We start from the raw sequence: 16,890 nt of genomic DNA, 5'->3' as shown, positions 1-16,890 counted from the left end.
CCATGAAGTCGCGCGTACTGGTGGTCGACGACGACCCGGCCCTGGCCGAGATGCTCACCATCGTGCTGCGGGGCGAGGGGTTCGAGACCGCGGTCGTGTCCGACGGCACGCGGGCACTGCCCGCCGTCCGGGACACCCAGCCGGACGTGGTGCTGCTCGACCTGATGCTGCCCGGCATGAACGGCATCGACGTGTGCCGGGCGATCCGGGCGGAGTCCGGCGTCCCGATCGTCATGCTGACGGCCAAGAGCGACACCGTCGACGTCGTGCTCGGGCTGGAGTCCGGTGCCGACGACTACGTGGTGAAGCCGTTCAAGCCCAAGGAGCTGGTCGCGCGGATCCGGGCCCGGGTCCGCCGCAACGACGCCGAGCCCGCCGAGCAGCTGTCCATCGGCGAGATCGACATCGACGTGCCCGCGCACCAGGTCACCCGGGAGGGCAGGCCGATCGCGCTGACCCCGCTGGAGTTCGACCTGCTCGTCGCGCTGGCCCGCAAGCCGCGCCAGGTGTTCACCCGCGAGGTCCTGCTCGAGCAGGTGTGGGGCTACCGGCACGCCGCGGACACCCGCCTGGTGAACGTGCACGTGCAGCGTCTCCGGTCGAAGGTCGAGCGCGACCCCGAGCGCCCCGAGGTGGTCCTGACCGTCCGCGGGGTGGGGTACAAGGCCGGTCCCCCGTGACCGGCGCGCCCCGGGCGGTGCACCGGCCGTGGTGAGCAGGCCCCGCGGACTCCGGACCCGGCTGGCCCGGCTGCCGGGGGCCCGCCGCGTCGCCCGTGTGCTGGGCCCGCTGCGGGTACAGGCGCACGAGCTGGGCGTGCTCATCGCCGCGGCCTGGCGGCGGTCGCTGCAGCTACGGGTGGTCACCTCGACGCTGGCGCTGTCCTCGGCGGTCGTGCTGGTGCTCGGGCTGGTGCTGCAGAGCGAGATCGCCGAACGGCTGCTGCAGAGCAAGCTCGACGCCGCGATCTCCCAGTCGGACGCGAACCGGCAGGTCCTGGAGGGGCAGCTGGCGAACGTCGACCCGGACCGGGAGGGCGTGCAGGAGACGCTCGACAGCGCCCTGGAGCGGCTGACCGACACCACCGGCCCCGGGCGGGCGGGGACGGCGGGGGAGTTCAGCGCCGCGCTGACCACCGGATCGGCGAACGGACCCGAGGTGTCCGCGGGCGACGTCGGGCAGATCACCGCGCGCCAGAAGGACATCACCGCCCGCGGGTCGCTGGACAGCCTCAACCGCCAGTACACGCCCGTCGACGGCGTCCCGCAGCTGGTCATCGGGCAGAAGATCGCCACCGCGGGCCGGGAGCTGCAGTTCTACCTGCTGTTCCCGCTCAACGGCGAGCAGCTGACGCTCGGGCTCGTGCAGAGCACGCTGATCGTCGGCGGCCTGGTGCTGCTGGTGCTGCTGGCCGGGATCGCCAGCCTCGTCACCCGGCAGGTCGTGCGCCCGATCCGGCACGCCGCCGACGTCGCCGAACGCTTCGCGGGCGGGCACCTCGACGAGCGGATGGCGGTCCGCGGCGAGGACGAGGTCGCCCGGCTCGCCGAGTCCTACAACGAGATGGCCGCCGGCCTCGCCGCGCAGATCGCCCAGCTCGAGGAGTTCGGGGCGCTGCAGCGCCGGTTCACCTCCGACGTCAGCCACGAGCTGCGCACGCCGCTGACCACCGTCCGGATGGCTGCCGACGTCCTCTACGCCTCCCGCGACGAGCTGCTCCCGGCCCTGCGCCGCAGCTCGGAGCTGCTCGTCACCGAGCTGGACCGGTTCGAGGAGCTGCTCGCGGACCTGCTGGAGATCTCCCGGCTCGACGCCGGCGTCGCCGAGCTGGGTGCCGAGCGCGTCGACCTGTCCGCGGTGGTGCGGCGGGCGACCGATGCGGTGCGCGGCATCGCCGCCGACGCCGGCACCGACCTCGTCCTGGACCTGCCGTCGGGGGAGCTGATCGAGGCCGACCCGCGCCGGGTGGAGCGCATCGTGCGCAACCTGGTCGCGAACGCGATCGACCACGGAGAGGGCCGCCCGGTCGAGGTGACGGTGGCCGGCGACGGCACGGCGGTGGCCGTCGTCGTGCGGGACCACGGGGTGGGCCTGCGGCCCGGCGAGGCCGACCTGGTGTTCAACCGGTTCTGGCGGGCCGAGGAGTCGCGGGCCCGGCGCAGCGGTGGCACCGGGCTCGGGCTGTCGATCAGCATCGAGGACGCCCGGCTGCACGGGGGCTGGCTGCAGGCCTGGGGCGAGCCGGGCAACGGCTCGGCGTTCCGGCTGACCCTGCCCCGCGAGGTCGGCGGGCACATCTCCGCCTCGCCGCTGCCGCTCGGCCCACCGGCCGCGGCCGTCGGCGACCGCCGCAACGGCAGCTCGGTGCCGACCCCGCCGCAGGGCATCGGTCGTGAGCTGCGCGAGGAGGACCCGTGGCGGCTGCGGCACGAGGAGCACGCGCCGATGCAGCCCGCCGAGCGCGCCATCATCGACCCCGGCGGCGACCGGTGACGGCCCGGCGCGGGCTGGCGGCGCTGGCCGTGACGGTCGCGGTGGCGGTGGTCGCCGGGTGCGCGACCGTGCCCCAGCAGTCCGACGTCCAGGTGCTGCGCCAGGGTGAGCGTGCGGCCGAGCAGGACCTGAGCGGCCCGATCGAGGACGACGAGCCGCTCGGCCTGGTCCGCGGGTTCGTCTACCGGTCGGGCTCGCCCGACGACCGGCACGCGCAGGCCCGCCGCTACCTGTCGGCCTCGGCGTCGGACTGGGACGACACGGCGTCGCTCACGGTGCTGGACGAGCGGTTCGACACCGTCGTGTCGCCGGAGAACGGCTCACCGGGCCCGGACCGGATGACGGTGCGGGTGCGGGGCTCGCGGCTCGGCACGGTCGGACCGGGGGGAGCGTTCGAGTCCTCGCCGCAGCGGGTCGAGGTCGACGTCGGGGTCGTCCGGGAGGGTGAGCACTGGCGCATCGACCGGCCGCCGCCCGGGGTGATGGTGCGGCTGTCGGACTTCCGGTCGCACTACCGCGAGCTGCAGGCCTGGTTCGTCGATCCGGTCCGCCGGATGCTGCTGCCCGACGGGCACTACATCCGCAGCGGGCGCCCGGGCGACCTCGCGATGGACGCGGTCGACGTGCTGCTGCGCGGCCCGTCCACCGGTCTGGCCGGCGCCGCGGTGACGATGTTCCCGGCGACCGCGCGGGTCCGTTCGGCCACCACCGACCCGGCCGCGGGCACGGCAGCCGTCGACCTCACCGGGGTGTCGGGGCTGTCCGCGCGGGACCGGGAGCTGCTCGCCGCGCAGGTCGCGCAGACCCTGGGCGGGGTGGGGGTGCCGCGGGTGGAGCTGCGGGTCGAGGGGGCGCCGCTGGTCCCCGACCGGCCGACGCTCGCGGCGGCGGACCAGGCCGACCTCGTCGCCGGCCCCGGCCGGGCGCCCGCGTTCCCCTACGTCGTCGACGGTGGCCGGGTCCGCCAGCTCGCCGCCGCCGGTGGGAGCACACCGGTCGCCGGGCAGGCCGGCAACGGTTCGTTCGACGTCACCGAGGCCGCCGCGTCGGCGCGCAGCGGGCGGATCGCCGTCGTGTCCCGGGAGTCGACGGGCACCCTGCGGCTGCTCACCGGGCCGCTCGGCGGCGAGCTGACCGCGACCCCGGTGTCCGGCGCCGACGTCCGCTCGCTGAGCTGGAACGGGGCCGGTGACGAGATCTGGGCGGTCGTGAACGGCAGGGTGCGCCGGGTCCTCGTCCCGGCGTCCGGGCCGCCGGCCGAGGGCGCGGTGGACGCGGGCAGGCTGGCACCGCTGGGCCGGATCGGGGACATCGCGCTGGCCCGCGAGGGTGGCCGGATCGCCGTCGTCGCCGACGGTGCGCTGCTGGTCGGGCCGATCGTCCCGCTCGAGGACGGTGAGGTCGCCGTCGGGCCGCTGCGCCGCCTGCGTCCCGGTGACCTCGACGACGTGGTGTCGATCGACTGGCACTCCGCGGACCGGATCGTGGTCGCCTCGGACTCCGACCGGCCCATGTCGGAGGTGAGCACCGACGGGCTCCGGCTGGACCAGATCCCCGGGACGAACCTGACCGCGCCGCTGGGCGCACTGGCGGCGGCGGAGGGCCGCCCGCTGTACGTGACCGACCGGACCGGCCTGTGGAGCTACTCCGGCGGCGAGTTCGACGCGTGGCAGCAGGCGGGCGGGACCGGCGCCGCGGCGCAGCCCTTCTACCCGGGCTGACCCGACCGGGACGGACCCGCCGGACCGGCTCGCCTCGACCTGTGGACAACCCGTGGTGGTTGTGGACAACCGGCGCCGTGCGGGCTCGGCCGGGCCGTCGTCGGCGGTGCGCGGGGCGAGGATCGGTGCCGTGACCGCCACCCGCGCCCTGTCCCCGGCCGCCGCCCTGCTGGACCTGCTCCTGCCCCGGACCTGCGGTGGCTGCGGTGCCGGGCCGCCCGGAGGCGGGGGCTGGTGCCCGGCCTGCGCACAGGACACCGCGGGCCCGCTGCCGGTCCGGGTGCCCGGTGTCGGGCGGGTGGCGGCGGCCGGGCGCTACCGCGGGCCGCTGCGCCGCGCCGTGCTGGCCTACAAGGAGCGCGGCCGGCGCGACCTGGCCCCGGACCTGGCGGGCCTGCTCGTCGACCCGGTGGCGGTGGTGTTCACCCGGCGGTCCGACGGCGCGCCGGACCCGGTCGCGGTGCGTCTGGTGCCCGCTCCGTCCCGGCCGTCGGCGGCCCGGGTGCGCGGGGGCGACCACATGGTGCGGCTGTGCCGGGCGCTGGCACCGCTGCTCACCGCGGCCGGGCTCCCGGCCCGCACCGACCCGGCCCTGGCCCTGCACCGCCGTGCCCGGGACTCGGTCGGGCTCGACGGCGCCGGGCGGGCGGCGAACCTGGCCTCGGCGCTGTACCCGGCGCACGGCCGCGCGCCGGCCCCGGCGGCACCGGGGGAGGCGGTGCTGCTGGTGGACGACGTCGTGACCTCCGGGGCGACGCTGCGTGCCTGCGCAGCGGTGCTCGCCGGAGCCGGGGTGCCCGCGGTCGGGGCCGTGGTGCTGGCCGACGCCTCCGCCCGGAGGGCTCCGCACCGCGGTGCAATGTGATTCCGGTCACACAGGTGGGCCTGCCTGCGGGGGGTGGGGCGGCGTCCACAGTGGGCGCGTCCGGGGCGATCCGGAGGTGAGTGCGCCGCCGCCGGGGTGTGGGTCACCCGGGTGCCGCGGGGTCGTCGCCCACCGCGTCCGACGGCACCGGGGTGTCCTCCCGACGGGTCGGCGAACGACCTGTCACGGAGGCGGATTTCCCGATAACGTCGGCTGAACTCCGACCGCTACCACATCAGGAGGAACGACCGCGAGCCCACCCCCCGGGGCCGTCGTCGGGTCCCGGGTTCAGCACGACTGAAGCGAGGGATGTTCGAGTGGAGATCGTCGTCACCGGCCGGAACGTCGAGGTGCCGGAGCACTTCCGTGGCCTGGTCCAGGACAAGCTCAGCCGCCTGGAGCGCCACGACCACAAGATCGTCGGAATGGAGGTGGAGCTCTTCCACGAGCCGAACCGCCGTCAGCAGAAGTCCTGCCAGCGCGTCGAGATCACCGGGCGGGGCGGCTGCGGAGCCGTCGCCAGGGCCGAGGCCTCCGCCGCCGACTTCTACGCCGCGCTCGACACGGCCGTCGGCAAGCTCGCCGAACGGCTCCGTCGCTCCCACGACCGCCGCAAGCCCAGCCGGCGCGACCGCGTCGCCGCCTCGCGCGCCGCCGCCGAGGCCTCGGCCGTCGCGCTGATGGAGCATGCCCCGCCCGTCACCGACACCATCCCCGCACCGCGCGGCCACGACGAGTCCCTGACCGACGACGAGCTGGCCCGCCTCGAGGAGCAGTGGGAGGCCGAGTACCGGCCCGGCCGCATCGTCCGCGAGAAGTCCCACCCGGCCACGCCGATGAGCGTCGACGAGGCGCTGTCCCGGATGGAGCTCGTCGGCCACGACTTCTACATGTTCTCCTGCAGCGAGACCGGCCGCGCCTCGGTCGTCTACCGCCGCCGCGGCTACGACTACGGCGTGATCCGGCTCGACGGCTGACCGCCCGCGCCCGACGGTGCCCGCACCGCGGCGGGGGTCGCCTCCCCGCCGCGGCGCGGACCGTCGTCGCCGGTGCCCGTACCATGGACGACGGGGTCGGCCCGCCGTGCGGCGCCGGTGCCGTGGCGGTGCCGCCCGTGGCACGGGGTCGCGGCGCGGAGACCGTGGTGGCAGGCCCCGTGTCCTGACCGCGACGTGAATGAGGTCGGCAGTGCCCTTCCTGAGTCGACTCCTCCGGGCCGGCGAGACCAAGCTGGTGAAGCGGCTCGCGAAGATCGCCGCGCACATCGACGGACTGGAGCCCGAGTTCGAGGGCCTCACCGACACGCAGCTGCGCGCCAAGACCGACGAGTTCCGTCGTCGCCACGCCGCCGGCGAGTCCCTCGACGACCTGCTGCCCGAGGCCTTCGCCACGGTCCGCGAGGCCGCGCAGCGCACGCTGGGCCAGCGACCGTTCACCGTGCAGCTGATGGGCGCCGGCTCCCTGCACATGGGCAACGTGTCCGAGATGGGCACCGGTGAGGGCAAGACCCTGACCTCGACGCTGGCGGTCTACCTCAACGCGCTGCCCGGTGACGGCGTGCACGTCGTCACCACGAACGACTACCTCGCCAAGCGCGACTCCGAGACCATGGGCCGCATCCACCGCTGGCTGGGGCTCACCGTCGGCGTGATCCTGTCGGAGATGACCCCGGCGCAGCGCCGCGAGCAGTACGCCTGCGACGTCACCTACGGCACGAACAACGAGTTCGGCTTCGACTACCTGCGCGACAACATGGCGTGGAACACCGCCGACATGGTCCAGCGCGGGCACAACTTCGCCATCGTCGACGAGGCGGACTCGATCCTCATCGACGAGGCCCGCACCCCGCTGATCATCTCCGGCCCGGCCGAGCAGAGCGCCCGCTGGTACCAGGAGTTCGCGCGGCTCGCGCCGATGCTGTCCAAGGACATCCACTACGAGGTCGACGAGCGCAAGCGCACCGTCGGCATCACCGAGGAGGGTGTCGCGCTGATCGAGGACCAGCTCGGCATCGACAACCTCTACGAGTCCGCGAACACCCCGCTGGTCGGCTACCTCAACAACGCGGTCAAGGCCAAGGAGCTGTTCAAGAAGGACAAGGACTACATCGTCAACGACGGTGAGGTCCTGATCGTCGACGAGTTCACCGGCCGCGTGCTGTCCGGCCGTCGCTACAACGAGGGCATGCACCAGGCGATCGAGGCCAAGGAAGGCGTCGAGATCAAGCCGGAGAACCAGACCCTGGCGACGATCACGCTGCAGAACTTCTTCCGGCTCTACGACAAACTCGCCGGCATGACCGGTACGGCCCAGACCGAGGCCGCCGAGCTCCACGAGATCTACAAGATGTCGGTCGTCTCGATCCCGCCGAACCGGCCGCGGGTGCGTGCCGACCAGGCCGACCTGATCTACAAGACCGAGCCCGCGAAGTTCGAGGCGGTCGCCGACGACATCGCCGAGAAGCACGAGAAGGGCCAGCCGGTCCTGATCGGCACGACGAGTGTCGAGAAGTCCGAGTACCTGGCGAAGCTGCTGTTGCGCCGCGGCGTGCCGCACGAGGTCCTCAACGCCAAGAACCACGCGCGCGAGGCGCAGATCATCGCCCAGGCCGGGCACGCGGGCGCCGTCACCGTCGCCACGAACATGGCCGGTCGCGGTACCGACATCATGCTCGGCGGCAACCCCGAGTTCCTCGCCGACCTCGAGCTGCGCAGCCAGGGCCTGGACCCGGTCGAGACCCGCGAGCAGTACGAGGCCGCGTGGGACGCCGTGCTCGACCGCATGCGCAAGCAGGTGAAGGCCGAGGCCGACGAGGTCCGCGCCGCAGGCGGGCTCTACGTGCTCGGCACCGAGCGCCACGAGTCGCGCCGCATCGACAACCAGCTGCGCGGCCGGTCCGGCCGTCAGGGCGACCCGGGCGAGTCGCGCTTCTACCTGTCCCTGGGTGACGAGCTGATGCGCCGGTTCAACGGCCAGGTCGTCGAATCGATCATGAACCGGTTCAACCTGCCGGACGACGTGCCGATCGAGGCGGGGATGGTCACCCGCGCGATCCGCAGCGCGCAGACCCAGGTCGAGCAGCAGAACTTCGAGATCCGCAAGAACGTCCTCAAGTACGACGAGGTCCTCAACCAGCAGCGCAAGGTCATCTACGACGAGCGTCGCCGGGTCCTCGACGGCGAGGACGTGCAGCGCCAGACCCGCAACATGCTCGAGGACGTGATCCACGCCTACGTCGTCGGGGCCACCGCCGAGGGCTACTCCGAGGACTGGGACCTGGAGAAGCTCTGGACGGCGGTCAAGGGTCTGTACCCGATCACGCTCGACTGGCGCACCGTCGTCGAGGACGTGGACGACCTCTCCGCCGAGGAGCTCGAGCGGGTGATCCTCGCCGACGCCGAGGCGGCCTACGCCCGGCGCGAGGCCGAGATCGACGCGCTCATCGGCCCGCAGGGCGGCATGCGCGAGCTCGAGCGCCAGGTCCTGATGCAGGTCATCGACCGCAAGTGGCGCGAGCACCTCTACGAGATGGACTACCTCAAGGAGGGCATCGGGCTGCGGGCGATGGCCCAGCGCGACCCGGTGATCGAGTACCAGCGCGAGGGCTTCGACATGTTCGCCGCGATGCTCGAGGGCATCAAGGAGGAGACGATCGGGCACCTGTTCAACGTCGTCGTCCAGGTGCAGCAGCCGGCCGCCCCCGTCCAGGAGGCCGAGCCGGAGACGACCGAGATCCCGGTCGTGCGGCGGGTCCCGGCCGAGGACCCCGCCGAGTCCACGGTCGTCCTGCCGAACCTGTTCCGCACCAGCCCGCCGCAGAACCTGCAGTACAGCGGCCCGGGTGAGGACGGCGGGGTCGCGCGTCGCGGCGAGGGCACCCCGGGCGCCGGGCGCACCGGTCGCCACCAGGTGCCGGCCCGCGGCAACGGGGCCTCCCCGAACGGCGACGACGGTGTCAACCGCGCCGAGCGGCGGCGGGCGGAGAAGGCCCGCCGGCGGCGCTGAGCCGGGCGACCTCACACGAGCCGGGCGGCGGTGGTGATCCACCGGCCGCCCGGTGTGCGGTCCAGCCGCAGTGCGAGGGCACGGGCTCGGCCGGCGACGGTGACGGTCGCGCAGACCTCCGCCGCATCCGGCCGCGGTAGCCCGACGTGCACCCGCGGAGCCCGACGCACGACGGTGCCGCCCGTGCCGCCCGTGCCGCCCGTGCCGCCCGTGCCGGCCCTGCCGGCCGTGCCGCCCCTGCTGCCCGTGCCGGCCCTGGCGGTCGGACCCCCGCAGCCGGGTGCGGCCACCCGCCCGCCGGGTCCTGCCCGGCCGCGCGGACCGGTCGAGAGCACGAACCGGGTGGCGGACAGGTAGCGCCGCACCGCCGGGGTGGTCACGGCGGCGACCCCGTCCGGGGGACGGCGCCCGGCCAGCACCTCGGTCAGCAGCCGGACGATCTCCGCGGCCGGTGCCCGGACCCGTGCGACCTCGGCCGGGGAGACGTCCTCGGGCACCGTCGGCGCCGGTCCGGCGGGCACCGGCCCGCGTGGCGCGGGGGCGGCCCCGGAGGACAGGCGGAACCCGCCCGGCAGCACGACGACGACCCCGGGCGCGAGCAGGTCGGGCACGTCGTCGGGGGTGCGTGCCCACAGCGTCGTCGGACCAGGGGGTGGGTCCGTGCCGACGGCCCCGGCGACGGCGACGGATCCGCTTCCCGCCGACGGGACCGGGGCGCCGGGTGCCGCCGCGGCACCGCCCCCGGTGTGCTGCGGCGCGGCACCGTGCGACGACGCGGGCCGGGGAGGGCCGCCGGTGGCCGGCACCGGAGGGGTCCGGCCCTGCCGAGCCGGTCGGGGGGAAGCCGCCGGCGCGGTGTGCGGGGCGTCGTCGGTCCACCCGCCGGAGCCGGCTCCCGGAGCGGTGTCGGTGGTCGTCGTGGTCACGGCTCCAGCCTGTGGTGCGTCTCACCGCCGCGACGGTGACCGGCCCGGATCCGAGACCGCACCGTCCGGTTCCGCACCGTCCGGCTGCACATGGTCCGGCTGCACATGGTCCGGCTGCACACCGTCCCGGCTCTGCAGGATCCGGCCCCACCGAGCAGGGGGAGACCGGCATCGCCCCCCGCGGCGGTGGCGTCCGGCCGCGAGACCGGTGGTCGCCGGTGTTCGCGAACGCGACCGGTCCCGTCCGACCGCCCCCGCCGGTCCCGCGCCCGTCCTACCCTCCCGCGATGCCCGCACCCCACCCACCGGGGCCGATCGACCTCACCCCGGCACGCCTCGTCCCTGCCCCCGACCCCGCGGAGGACCCGGCGGAGTCGCTGGCCGACCTCGTCGTCCGGGCCGGCTCCGCGGTGCTCGCCGAGCGCCGCCGGCGCACCGGCGGCCACGGCCTCGGCGTCACCGGGTTCGCCGTCCTGGACGTGCTCGCCCGGCGCGGCCGGCTGGCCCAGCGTGAGCTGGCCGCCCGGGTCCGGGTCGCCCCGACCAGCCTGACCCCGGTCGTCGACGCGCTGGAGACGGCGGGACTGGTGACCCGCCGCGGCGACCGCGCCGACCGCAGGGTCCGGCTCGTCGGGCTCACCGACGCCGGACGGGCCCGGTGGCGTGCCGCCCGCCCGGACGGGCGCGGACCGTGGCTCCGGGAACCACCGCCGGGGCTCGACGACGCGGTCCGCGGCTATCTGCTCGCGGTGATCGTCGACCTGGAGCAGGATCGGTCCCACGAGCGATGACGGGCGGGGGAGGACGATGGGACGGACCGCGGTCGAGGTGGTCGACCTGGTGAAGCGGTACCCGAAGGCGACCGGCAACGCGGTGGACGGGCTGTCGTTCACGGTGGCCGAGGGCGAGGTGTTCGGGCTGCTCGGGCCCAACGGCGCCGGGAAGACCACGACCGTGGGCGTGCTCACCACCCGTGTGGTGCCGACCTCGGGCACCGCCCGGGTGGCCGGGCTCGACGTGCGCACCGACGCCGTCGCCGTCTGCGCGAAGCTCGCCGTCGTCCCGCAGCGCCAGAACCTGGACCGGTCCCTCGGCGTCCGCGACAACCTGGTCTTCCACGCCGCCTACCACGGTGTCGGCCGGGCCGAGCGGAACCGCCGCGCCGACGAGCTGCTGGAGCGGATGGGTCTGACCGACAAGGCGAAGGCCGTCGCCGACGACCTGTCCGGCGGCCAGGCCCAGCGCGTGATGATCGCGCGCGGGCTGATGCACCGGCCCGAGGTGCTGTTCCTCGACGAGCCCTCCACCGGCCTGGACCCGCAGGCCAGGCTGTTCGTCCACGACCAGATCCGCGGGCTGCGCGACGAGGGTGTGACCGTCGTGCTGACCACCCACGACATGGACGAGGCGCACAAGCTGTCGGACCGGATCGGCATCGTCGACCACGGGACGCTGCTGGCACTGGACACCCCGGACGCCCTGGTCCGGTCGCTGCCCGGCAGCGCGACCGTCGAGATCGTCGCCGACCACGGGCCCGGCGCCGCCGAGGCGCTGCGGGCGGCACTGGCCGGGCTGGGCGGGGTCGCCCGCGCCGAGACCCCGCCGGGACGCGGTCCGGACGGGAACGGCACCGCGTCGGCGTTCCGGCTCTCGGTCACGACGGAGCCCGCGACACTGCTGGCTCCGGCGGTCGAGCTGCTCGGGCGGCACGGTGCCACCGTGCGCGACGTCAGCCTGGGGCAGGCGACGCTGGAGGACGTGTTCATCGACCTGACGGGCAGGGACCTGCGATGACCGGGCGCGCCTTCCTGGCCGTGCTGCGCCGGGACCTGTTCGTCACCGGCCGGGAGCTGCCGTCGTTCCTCGTCCAGACGCTGGTGCAGCCGTTCTTCTTCCTGCTGGTGTTCGTCGTGGTCCTCGGCCGGGGCGGGTTCGTCGCACCCGAGTACGGCCAGATCATGCTGCCCGGCCTGATCGCGCTGAACGCGGTGTTCGGCGCCCTGCAGGCGGTCACGCTCCCGCTGGTGTTCGAGCTGTCCTGGACCCGGGAGATCGACGACCGGCTGCTCGCGCCGATGCCGGTGTGGGCCGTCGCCGTCGAGAAGATCGTCTTCGCGGGGCTGCGCGGCCTGCTCGCCAGCCTGCTGATGGTGCCGATCGGCGTCCTGATGATCGACATCCGGTGGCCGGCCGAGGGGCTCGCGCCCGCGCTGCTGATGGTGGTGCTCGGGAGCCTGCTCGGGGCGGCGATGGGACTCACCATCGGCACCGCGGTACCGCCGCGGCGGATCAACATCCTGTTCGCGGTGATCTTCACGCCGTTGCTGTTCACCGGCTCCGTGCAGTACCCGTGGCTCACGCTGGCCGACCTGCGCTGGTTCCAGGTGCTGTCGGCGGTCAACCCGCTGACCTACGTCAGCGAGGGGATCCGCGCCTCGCTGGTGCCGCAGGTCCCGCACATCCCGTTGTGGGTGTGCGTGCTCGTCCCGGTCGCGGCGATCGTGCTGTTCACGCTGCTCGGGATCCGCGGATTCCTGCGCCGGGCACTGGACTGAGCCGATAGCGTCGCTGCGGTGACCGGATCCCGGACCCTGCGCGGCCTCATCGTCGACTACGGCGGCGTCCTCGACGACCCGGCCGACGGTGCGCTGCTGCTCGGCTACGCCCGCCGCGCCGCGGCCGCGGGCGTGCGCACCGCGCTGTTCTCCGGTGCGCACGCGGTGCCCGACGACGTCGCCGCGGCGTTCGGGACGGTGCTGCTCGGTGCGGTACGCGGTGCCCGCAAGCCCAGCCCGGACGCCTTCGCCGCCGCGGCGGCGGAGCTGGGGCTGCCCGCAGCGGACTGCGTGGTCGTCGACGACCTCGGGGCCTGCGTGCGCGGCGCGGCCGCGGCGGGCGCGGTCGGGGTGCACCACACCGTCGCCGGGCCGACGCTCGCCGAGCTGGAGGTGCTGCTCGGGGTGCCGGCGCGGGAGCCGGGCCCGCGCGGCCCGTGACGTGCGGAGGCGCCGCCCGCTGCGTGCGGACGGCGCCTCGTGGGCGGCCCGGGAGATCCGGGCCGGTGGTGCCTGGTCGTACTCCTACTGCTGCGGGGGCGGCGGCGGGGCCTCGCCCGGCGCGGGCGGCGGCGGCGCCTGCCCGTCCGGACCCGGCTGACCGGGCGCCGGCGCGGTGGAGTCACCGGTGCCGGTCCGCTCCCGGGCGAACTTCGTCGCGGCGTCGATCTGGCCGTCGTGACCGGCGTACTTCTGCTTCGCCGCGTCACCGGCCTTGTTCAGCGCCTGGTCGACCTTGTCGTCGTGCTGGCCGAGCAGTTCCTTGGCCTTGTCCAGGAAACCCATGGGCCCATCGTGGCGCCGTCAGCGCCGGGGCGCAGTGTCGGGTCGTCGCTCGTTCGGGTGATGATGGCCGCCGGTCGACGAGCGGAGCCGGGCGTGCTCCGGGCGGAGGTCGTCCACCCGGGTGACGCCGAGCAGCTGCATCGTGCGTTCCACCTCGGCCCGCAGGATCTCCACCGCGCGCGCCACCCCGGCCTCCCCGCCGGCCATCAGCCCGTACAGGTAGGCGCGGCCCACCAGCGCGGCGCGGGCGCCGAGCGCGACCGCCGCGACGACGTCGCCGCCGTGGGTGATCCCGGTGTCCACCAGGACCTCGGCGTCGTCACCGAGCTCCTGCACGACCGGCTCGACGAGCTCCGCCGGGACCGGGGCGCGGTCGAGCTGGCGACCGCCGTGGTTGGACAGCAGCACACCGTCGGCGCCCGCGTCGGCGACCCGGCGGGCGTCGGTGACCGACTGGACGCCCTTGACCACGAGCTTCCCGGGCCATTCCGCGCGCAGCCAGGCCACGTCGTCGAGGGTCAGCTTCGGGTCGAAGACCCGGTTGATCACCTCGTAGGGGCTCCCGCCGCCCGCGGCGAGCGACTCGAACGTCAGCGGCTCGGTGGTGAGCAGGTCGAACCACCAGCGCGGGTGCCGGGCCCCGTCGACGACGGTCCGCAGCGACAGCGCGGGCGGGATGGACAGGCCGTTGCGGACGTCGCGGCGCCGGTTGCCGCCGACCGGCGTGTCCACGGTGAGCATCAGGGTGTCGTAGCCGGACTCGCGCGCCCGGGAGACGAGCTCGTGGGCGACCGAGCGGTCGCGCCACAGGTAGAGCTGGAACCAGTGCCGCCCGCCACGACCGGCCTCGGCGACGCCCTCGATCGTCGTCGAGCCCATCGTCGAGAGTGCGTAGGGGATCCCGGCCCGGGCGGCGACCGCGGCGACCGCGCGCTCGCCCTCGGTGTGCATCATCCGCGTGAAACCGGTGGGGGCCAGCGCGAACGGCAGCGACGAGCGGCCGCCGAGGACGTCGCTGCCGGTGTCCACCCGGGACACGTCGGTGAGCACGGTCGGGGTGAACTCCACCGACGCCCACACCTCACGGGCCCGGCGCAGGCTCACCTCGTCCTCGGCGGCCCCGTCGGTGTAGTCGAACACCGCCCGCGGGGCCCGCCGTCGCGCCAGCAGGCGCAGGTCCCCGATGCTCGAGGCGCGGGCGAGCGCGGCCGCCGTGCGGTCCAGCGTGAACGGGGCGGGCCGCAGCAGCGGCGCGAGCTCGGACGGGCGGGGAATGCGACGGCGCACCATCCGTCCGAGGGTAGGCGGGTCAGCGCCGTCGCAGCAGCTCGTAGGCGGCGACCGCCCCGGCGGAGGCGACGTTGAGCGACTCGACACCGCCGAACATCGGCAGCGACAGGATCCCGTCGAGGCGGGCCCGGACGTCCTCGCTCAGCCCGTCGGTCTCGTTGCCCAGCACCAGCGCGACCCGGGCGGGCAGCTCCGCCTCCAGCAGCGAGTCGCCGCCGGCGTCGAGGCCGAACACGCCGAACCCGGCCGCGTGCATGAGGTCGACCCCCTCGGCGGCCGTGGCGCAGCGCAGCACCGGCGCGGCGAACGCGACCCCGGCCGAGGCCTTGATCACCAGCGGGTCGATGGCGGGCACCCCCCGCCGGGGCAGCAGCACACCGTCGAGCCCGGCGGCGGTCGCGCTGCGCAGGATCATCCCCACGTTCGACGGGTTGGTGACGGCGTCGAGCACCAGCACCGACCCCGGACGGCGGCTGCCCAGGTCGGACAGGAAGTGCTCCAGCGGCGACATCCGCGGCGCGACGACGTCGGCCAGCACGCCCTGGTCGTGGCGGCCGTTGCCGGCGAGCACCTTCACCCGCTGCGCGGTCGCGCGCTGCACCGGCACACCGCGGTCACGGGCGGCCGCGGTGATCTCGCGTTCGCCCCCGCCGCGCACCGAGTCGGCGAGCACGACCTTGTCGACCTCCAGGCCGGGGTCGGCCAGCGCCTCCAGGACCGGTTTGCGGCCGTAGACGGTGATGAACCGGTCCTTCGGGGAGACCGCACGTGCGTCGCTCACGCACGGAAGCGTCGCACGTAGGATCGCGACCATGCCGTCCCGGCTCTCCGCACTCGACGCGTCCTTCCTGTACCTGGAGGAGGCGACCACACCGATGCACGTCGGCGGGGTCGCCGTGTTCGACCGCGCGGGCGACGGCTTCGACTACGACCGCCTCGTCGAGCTGATCGAGCAGCGCATCGCCCTGGTGCCGCGCTACCGGCAGAAGGTGCGCCACGTCCCGGCCAACCTCGCCCGTCCGGTGTGGGTCGACGACCCCGAGTTCGACATCGCCTACCACGTGCGCCGCTCCGCGCTACCCCGTCCGGGCAGCGAGGACCAGCTGACCGACCTGGTCGGGCGGCTGATGTCCCGCCCGCTGGACCACACCCGCCCGCTGTGGGAGATGTACCTCATCGAGGGCCTCGCCCCCGCCGGGGACGGTGGCGCCGGCCGGGTCGCCATCCTCACCAAGACCCACCAGGCGATGGTCGACGGCATCTCCGCGATCGACATCGGCCAGGTCATCCTGGACGTCTCCGCCGAGCCGCGGGCCACCCCGGACGAGCTGTGGATGCCGCGCCCGGAGCCGACCGACGGCCAGCTGGTCCTCGACGCGATCTCCGAGGCCGTGACGCGCCCCACCGAGATCGTGGACAACGTCCGGGTCGCCGCGGGCGACGCGCTGGCCACCGTCGGCAAGCTCGCGGGCGCCGCGGGCAAGGTGCTGACCATGGCGCGCACCGCGGGCCGCCGGGCGCCCGGGCTGCCGCTGAACGCCGAGATCTCCACCCAGCGCCGGTTCGCGATGGCCCGCACCGACCTGGAGGACTACCGCGCGGTCCGCGCCGCCTACGGCTGCGACGTCAACGACGTGGTGCTCGCCGTCATCGCGGGTGCCCTGCGGACCTGGCTGATGTCGCGCGGCGAGCCGGTCGCCGGCTCGTCGGCGGTGCGGGCACTGGTCCCGTTGTCGGTGCGCGGCGAGGGCGACGTGCCGAGCTCGGCGACCGGTGGGTCGCTCGGGAACCGGGTCGCGTCGTTCCTGGTGGACCTGCCGGTCGGCGAGCCGAGCCCGCTGGTGCGCCTGCACCAGGTCACCCACCAGATGCGCGAGCACACCGACACCGGTGACGCCGTCGGCGCCGACACCCTGGTCCGGATCGGCGGGTTCGCCCCGCCGACCCTGCACGCCGTCGGGGCCCGCGCCGCGAACGGGATGGCGCGGCACTTCTTCAACCTGGTCGTGACCAACGTCCCCGGCCCGCAGTTCCCCCTCTACGCGGCCGGGGCGCGGATGCTGGAGATGTTCCCGGTGGTCCCGCTGGCGAAGGGGCAGGCCGTCTCCATCGGTCTGACCAGCTACGACGGTGGTATCTACTACGGGCTGAACGGGGACAGGGACGCCATGGGCGACCTGGACGTGCTCGCCGGGATGGTGGGCGAGTCGCTCGAGGAGCTGCTCGAGACACTGCGACAGACGGGGTGA

The 16,890-nt window shown here is 74.7% G+C and carries 15 protein-coding genes; 11 read left to right on the top strand and 4 right to left on the bottom strand.

What is annotated here, in order from left to right:
- Positions 1 to 2 precede the first annotated feature (2 nt).
- The 6 genes from mtrA to secA all read left to right on the top strand — a co-directional run bounded on the left by mtrA (position 3) and on the right by secA (position 9,084).
- Positions 3 to 680: an MtrAB system response regulator MtrA gene (gene mtrA, locus KPF47_RS29300; protein WP_020622190.1), complete on the top strand. Its 678-nt coding sequence runs from the start codon at positions 3 to 5 to the stop codon at positions 678 to 680.
- 31 nt (positions 681 to 711) lie between these two features.
- Positions 712 to 2,493, top strand: a complete 1,782-nt coding sequence (gene mtrB / locus KPF47_RS29295; RefSeq protein WP_224392046.1) for an MtrAB system histidine kinase MtrB — start codon at positions 712 to 714, stop codon at positions 2,491 to 2,493.
- Positions 2,490 to 4,214 (top strand): LpqB family beta-propeller domain-containing protein, encoded by a 1,725-nt coding sequence (locus KPF47_RS29290; protein WP_224392045.1) that lies wholly within the window; start codon positions 2,490 to 2,492, stop codon positions 4,212 to 4,214. Before mtrB ends, KPF47_RS29290 begins: the two co-directional genes overlap by 4 nt.
- Positions 4,215 to 4,266: 52 nt before the next feature.
- Positions 4,267 to 5,079, top strand: coding sequence for a ComF family protein (locus KPF47_RS29285; RefSeq protein WP_224392044.1), 813 nt, complete (start codon positions 4,267 to 4,269; stop codon positions 5,077 to 5,079).
- Positions 5,080 to 5,396: 317 nt separating this feature from the next.
- A complete protein-coding gene (hpf, locus tag KPF47_RS29280; RefSeq protein WP_224392043.1) occupies positions 5,397 to 6,056 on the top strand; it encodes a ribosome hibernation-promoting factor, HPF/YfiA family in 660 nt (219 codons plus the stop codon).
- 211 nt (positions 6,057 to 6,267) lie between these two features.
- Complete coding sequence (gene secA / locus KPF47_RS29275; RefSeq protein WP_224392042.1) at positions 6,268 to 9,084, top strand: preprotein translocase subunit SecA; 2,817 nt, start codon at positions 6,268 to 6,270, stop codon at positions 9,082 to 9,084.
- Between the two features lie 11 nt (positions 9,085 to 9,095).
- Here the strand turns inward: secA and KPF47_RS40495 are convergent, their stop codons facing one another.
- Positions 9,096 to 10,010 (bottom strand): Rv3235 family protein, encoded by a 915-nt coding sequence (locus tag KPF47_RS40495; protein WP_224392041.1) that lies wholly within the window; start codon positions 10,008 to 10,010, stop codon positions 9,096 to 9,098.
- A 287-nt stretch (positions 10,011 to 10,297) separates the two neighbouring features.
- On the opposite strand from KPF47_RS40495, the gene KPF47_RS29265 reads away from it, so the two are divergent.
- From KPF47_RS29265 to KPF47_RS29250, 4 genes are read left to right on the top strand one after another with little or no spacing between them, the layout of a single operon-like run.
- On the top strand, positions 10,298 to 10,801 hold the full coding sequence (locus KPF47_RS29265; protein ID WP_224392040.1) for a MarR family winged helix-turn-helix transcriptional regulator: 504 nt from the start codon (positions 10,298 to 10,300) through the stop codon (positions 10,799 to 10,801).
- Between the two features lie 16 nt (positions 10,802 to 10,817).
- Positions 10,818 to 11,804, top strand: coding sequence for an ABC transporter ATP-binding protein (locus KPF47_RS29260; protein ID WP_224392039.1), 987 nt, complete (start codon positions 10,818 to 10,820; stop codon positions 11,802 to 11,804).
- On the top strand, positions 11,801 to 12,565 hold the full coding sequence (locus tag KPF47_RS29255; protein ID WP_224392038.1) for an ABC transporter permease: 765 nt from the start codon (positions 11,801 to 11,803) through the stop codon (positions 12,563 to 12,565). Before KPF47_RS29260 ends, KPF47_RS29255 begins: the two co-directional genes overlap by 4 nt.
- An 18-nt stretch (positions 12,566 to 12,583) precedes the next feature.
- The gene (locus KPF47_RS29250; RefSeq protein ID WP_224392037.1) at positions 12,584 to 13,006 is read left to right on the top strand and encodes an HAD-IA family hydrolase; all 423 of its coding nucleotides are present in this window, start codon (positions 12,584 to 12,586) and stop codon (positions 13,004 to 13,006) included.
- 84 nt (positions 13,007 to 13,090) lie between these two features.
- Here the strand turns inward: KPF47_RS29250 and KPF47_RS29245 are convergent, their stop codons facing one another.
- From KPF47_RS29245 to KPF47_RS29235, 3 genes are read right to left on the bottom strand one after another with little or no spacing between them, the layout of a single operon-like run.
- Positions 13,091 to 13,351, bottom strand: coding sequence for an antitoxin (locus KPF47_RS29245; RefSeq protein WP_224392036.1), 261 nt, complete (start codon positions 13,349 to 13,351; stop codon positions 13,091 to 13,093).
- 18 nt (positions 13,352 to 13,369) lie between these two features.
- Complete coding sequence (locus KPF47_RS29240) at positions 13,370 to 14,641, bottom strand: alpha-hydroxy acid oxidase (RefSeq protein WP_224392035.1); 1,272 nt, start codon at positions 14,639 to 14,641, stop codon at positions 13,370 to 13,372.
- A 19-nt stretch (positions 14,642 to 14,660) separates the two neighbouring features.
- Positions 14,661 to 15,455, bottom strand: a complete 795-nt coding sequence (locus KPF47_RS29235; protein ID WP_224392034.1) for an RNA methyltransferase — start codon at positions 15,453 to 15,455, stop codon at positions 14,661 to 14,663.
- Here KPF47_RS29235 and KPF47_RS29230 point away from each other — a divergent pair.
- Positions 15,454 to 16,890 (top strand): wax ester/triacylglycerol synthase family O-acyltransferase, encoded by a 1,437-nt coding sequence (locus tag KPF47_RS29230; RefSeq protein ID WP_224392033.1) that lies wholly within the window; start codon positions 15,454 to 15,456, stop codon positions 16,888 to 16,890. The genes KPF47_RS29235 and KPF47_RS29230 overlap by 2 nt on opposite strands.

The organism is Pseudonocardia sp. ICBG1293 (genome assembly GCF_020131355.1).
GTDB lineage: Bacteria > Actinomycetota > Actinomycetes > Mycobacteriales > Pseudonocardiaceae > Pseudonocardia.
Note: the sequence above shows the minus strand (reverse complement) of the source record. Positions and strands in the feature narration are given on the sequence as shown.

What these genes read in the sequence shown, in the direction of transcription:
- KPF47_RS29255 (WP_224392038.1), top strand. Translation starts at nt 11,801, where the DNA reads ATGACCGGGCGCGCCTTCCTGGCCGTGCTGCGCCGGGACCTGTTCGTC.
- KPF47_RS29235 (WP_224392034.1), bottom strand. Translation starts at nt 15,455, where the DNA reads ATGGTCGCGATCCTACGTGCGACGCTTCCGTGCGTGAGCGACGCACGT.
- mtrA (WP_020622190.1), top strand. Translation starts at nt 3, where the DNA reads ATGAAGTCGCGCGTACTGGTGGTCGACGACGACCCGGCCCTGGCCGAG.
- KPF47_RS29230 (WP_224392033.1), top strand. Translation starts at nt 15,454, where the DNA reads ATGCCGTCCCGGCTCTCCGCACTCGACGCGTCCTTCCTGTACCTGGAG.
- KPF47_RS29245 (WP_224392036.1), bottom strand. Translation starts at nt 13,351, where the DNA reads ATGGGTTTCCTGGACAAGGCCAAGGAACTGCTCGGCCAGCACGACGAC.
- KPF47_RS29265 (WP_224392040.1), top strand. Translation starts at nt 10,298, where the DNA reads ATGCCCGCACCCCACCCACCGGGGCCGATCGACCTCACCCCGGCACGC.
- KPF47_RS29260 (WP_224392039.1), top strand. Translation starts at nt 10,818, where the DNA reads ATGGGACGGACCGCGGTCGAGGTGGTCGACCTGGTGAAGCGGTACCCG.
- KPF47_RS29240 (WP_224392035.1), bottom strand. Translation starts at nt 14,641, where the DNA reads ATGGTGCGCCGTCGCATTCCCCGCCCGTCCGAGCTCGCGCCGCTGCTG.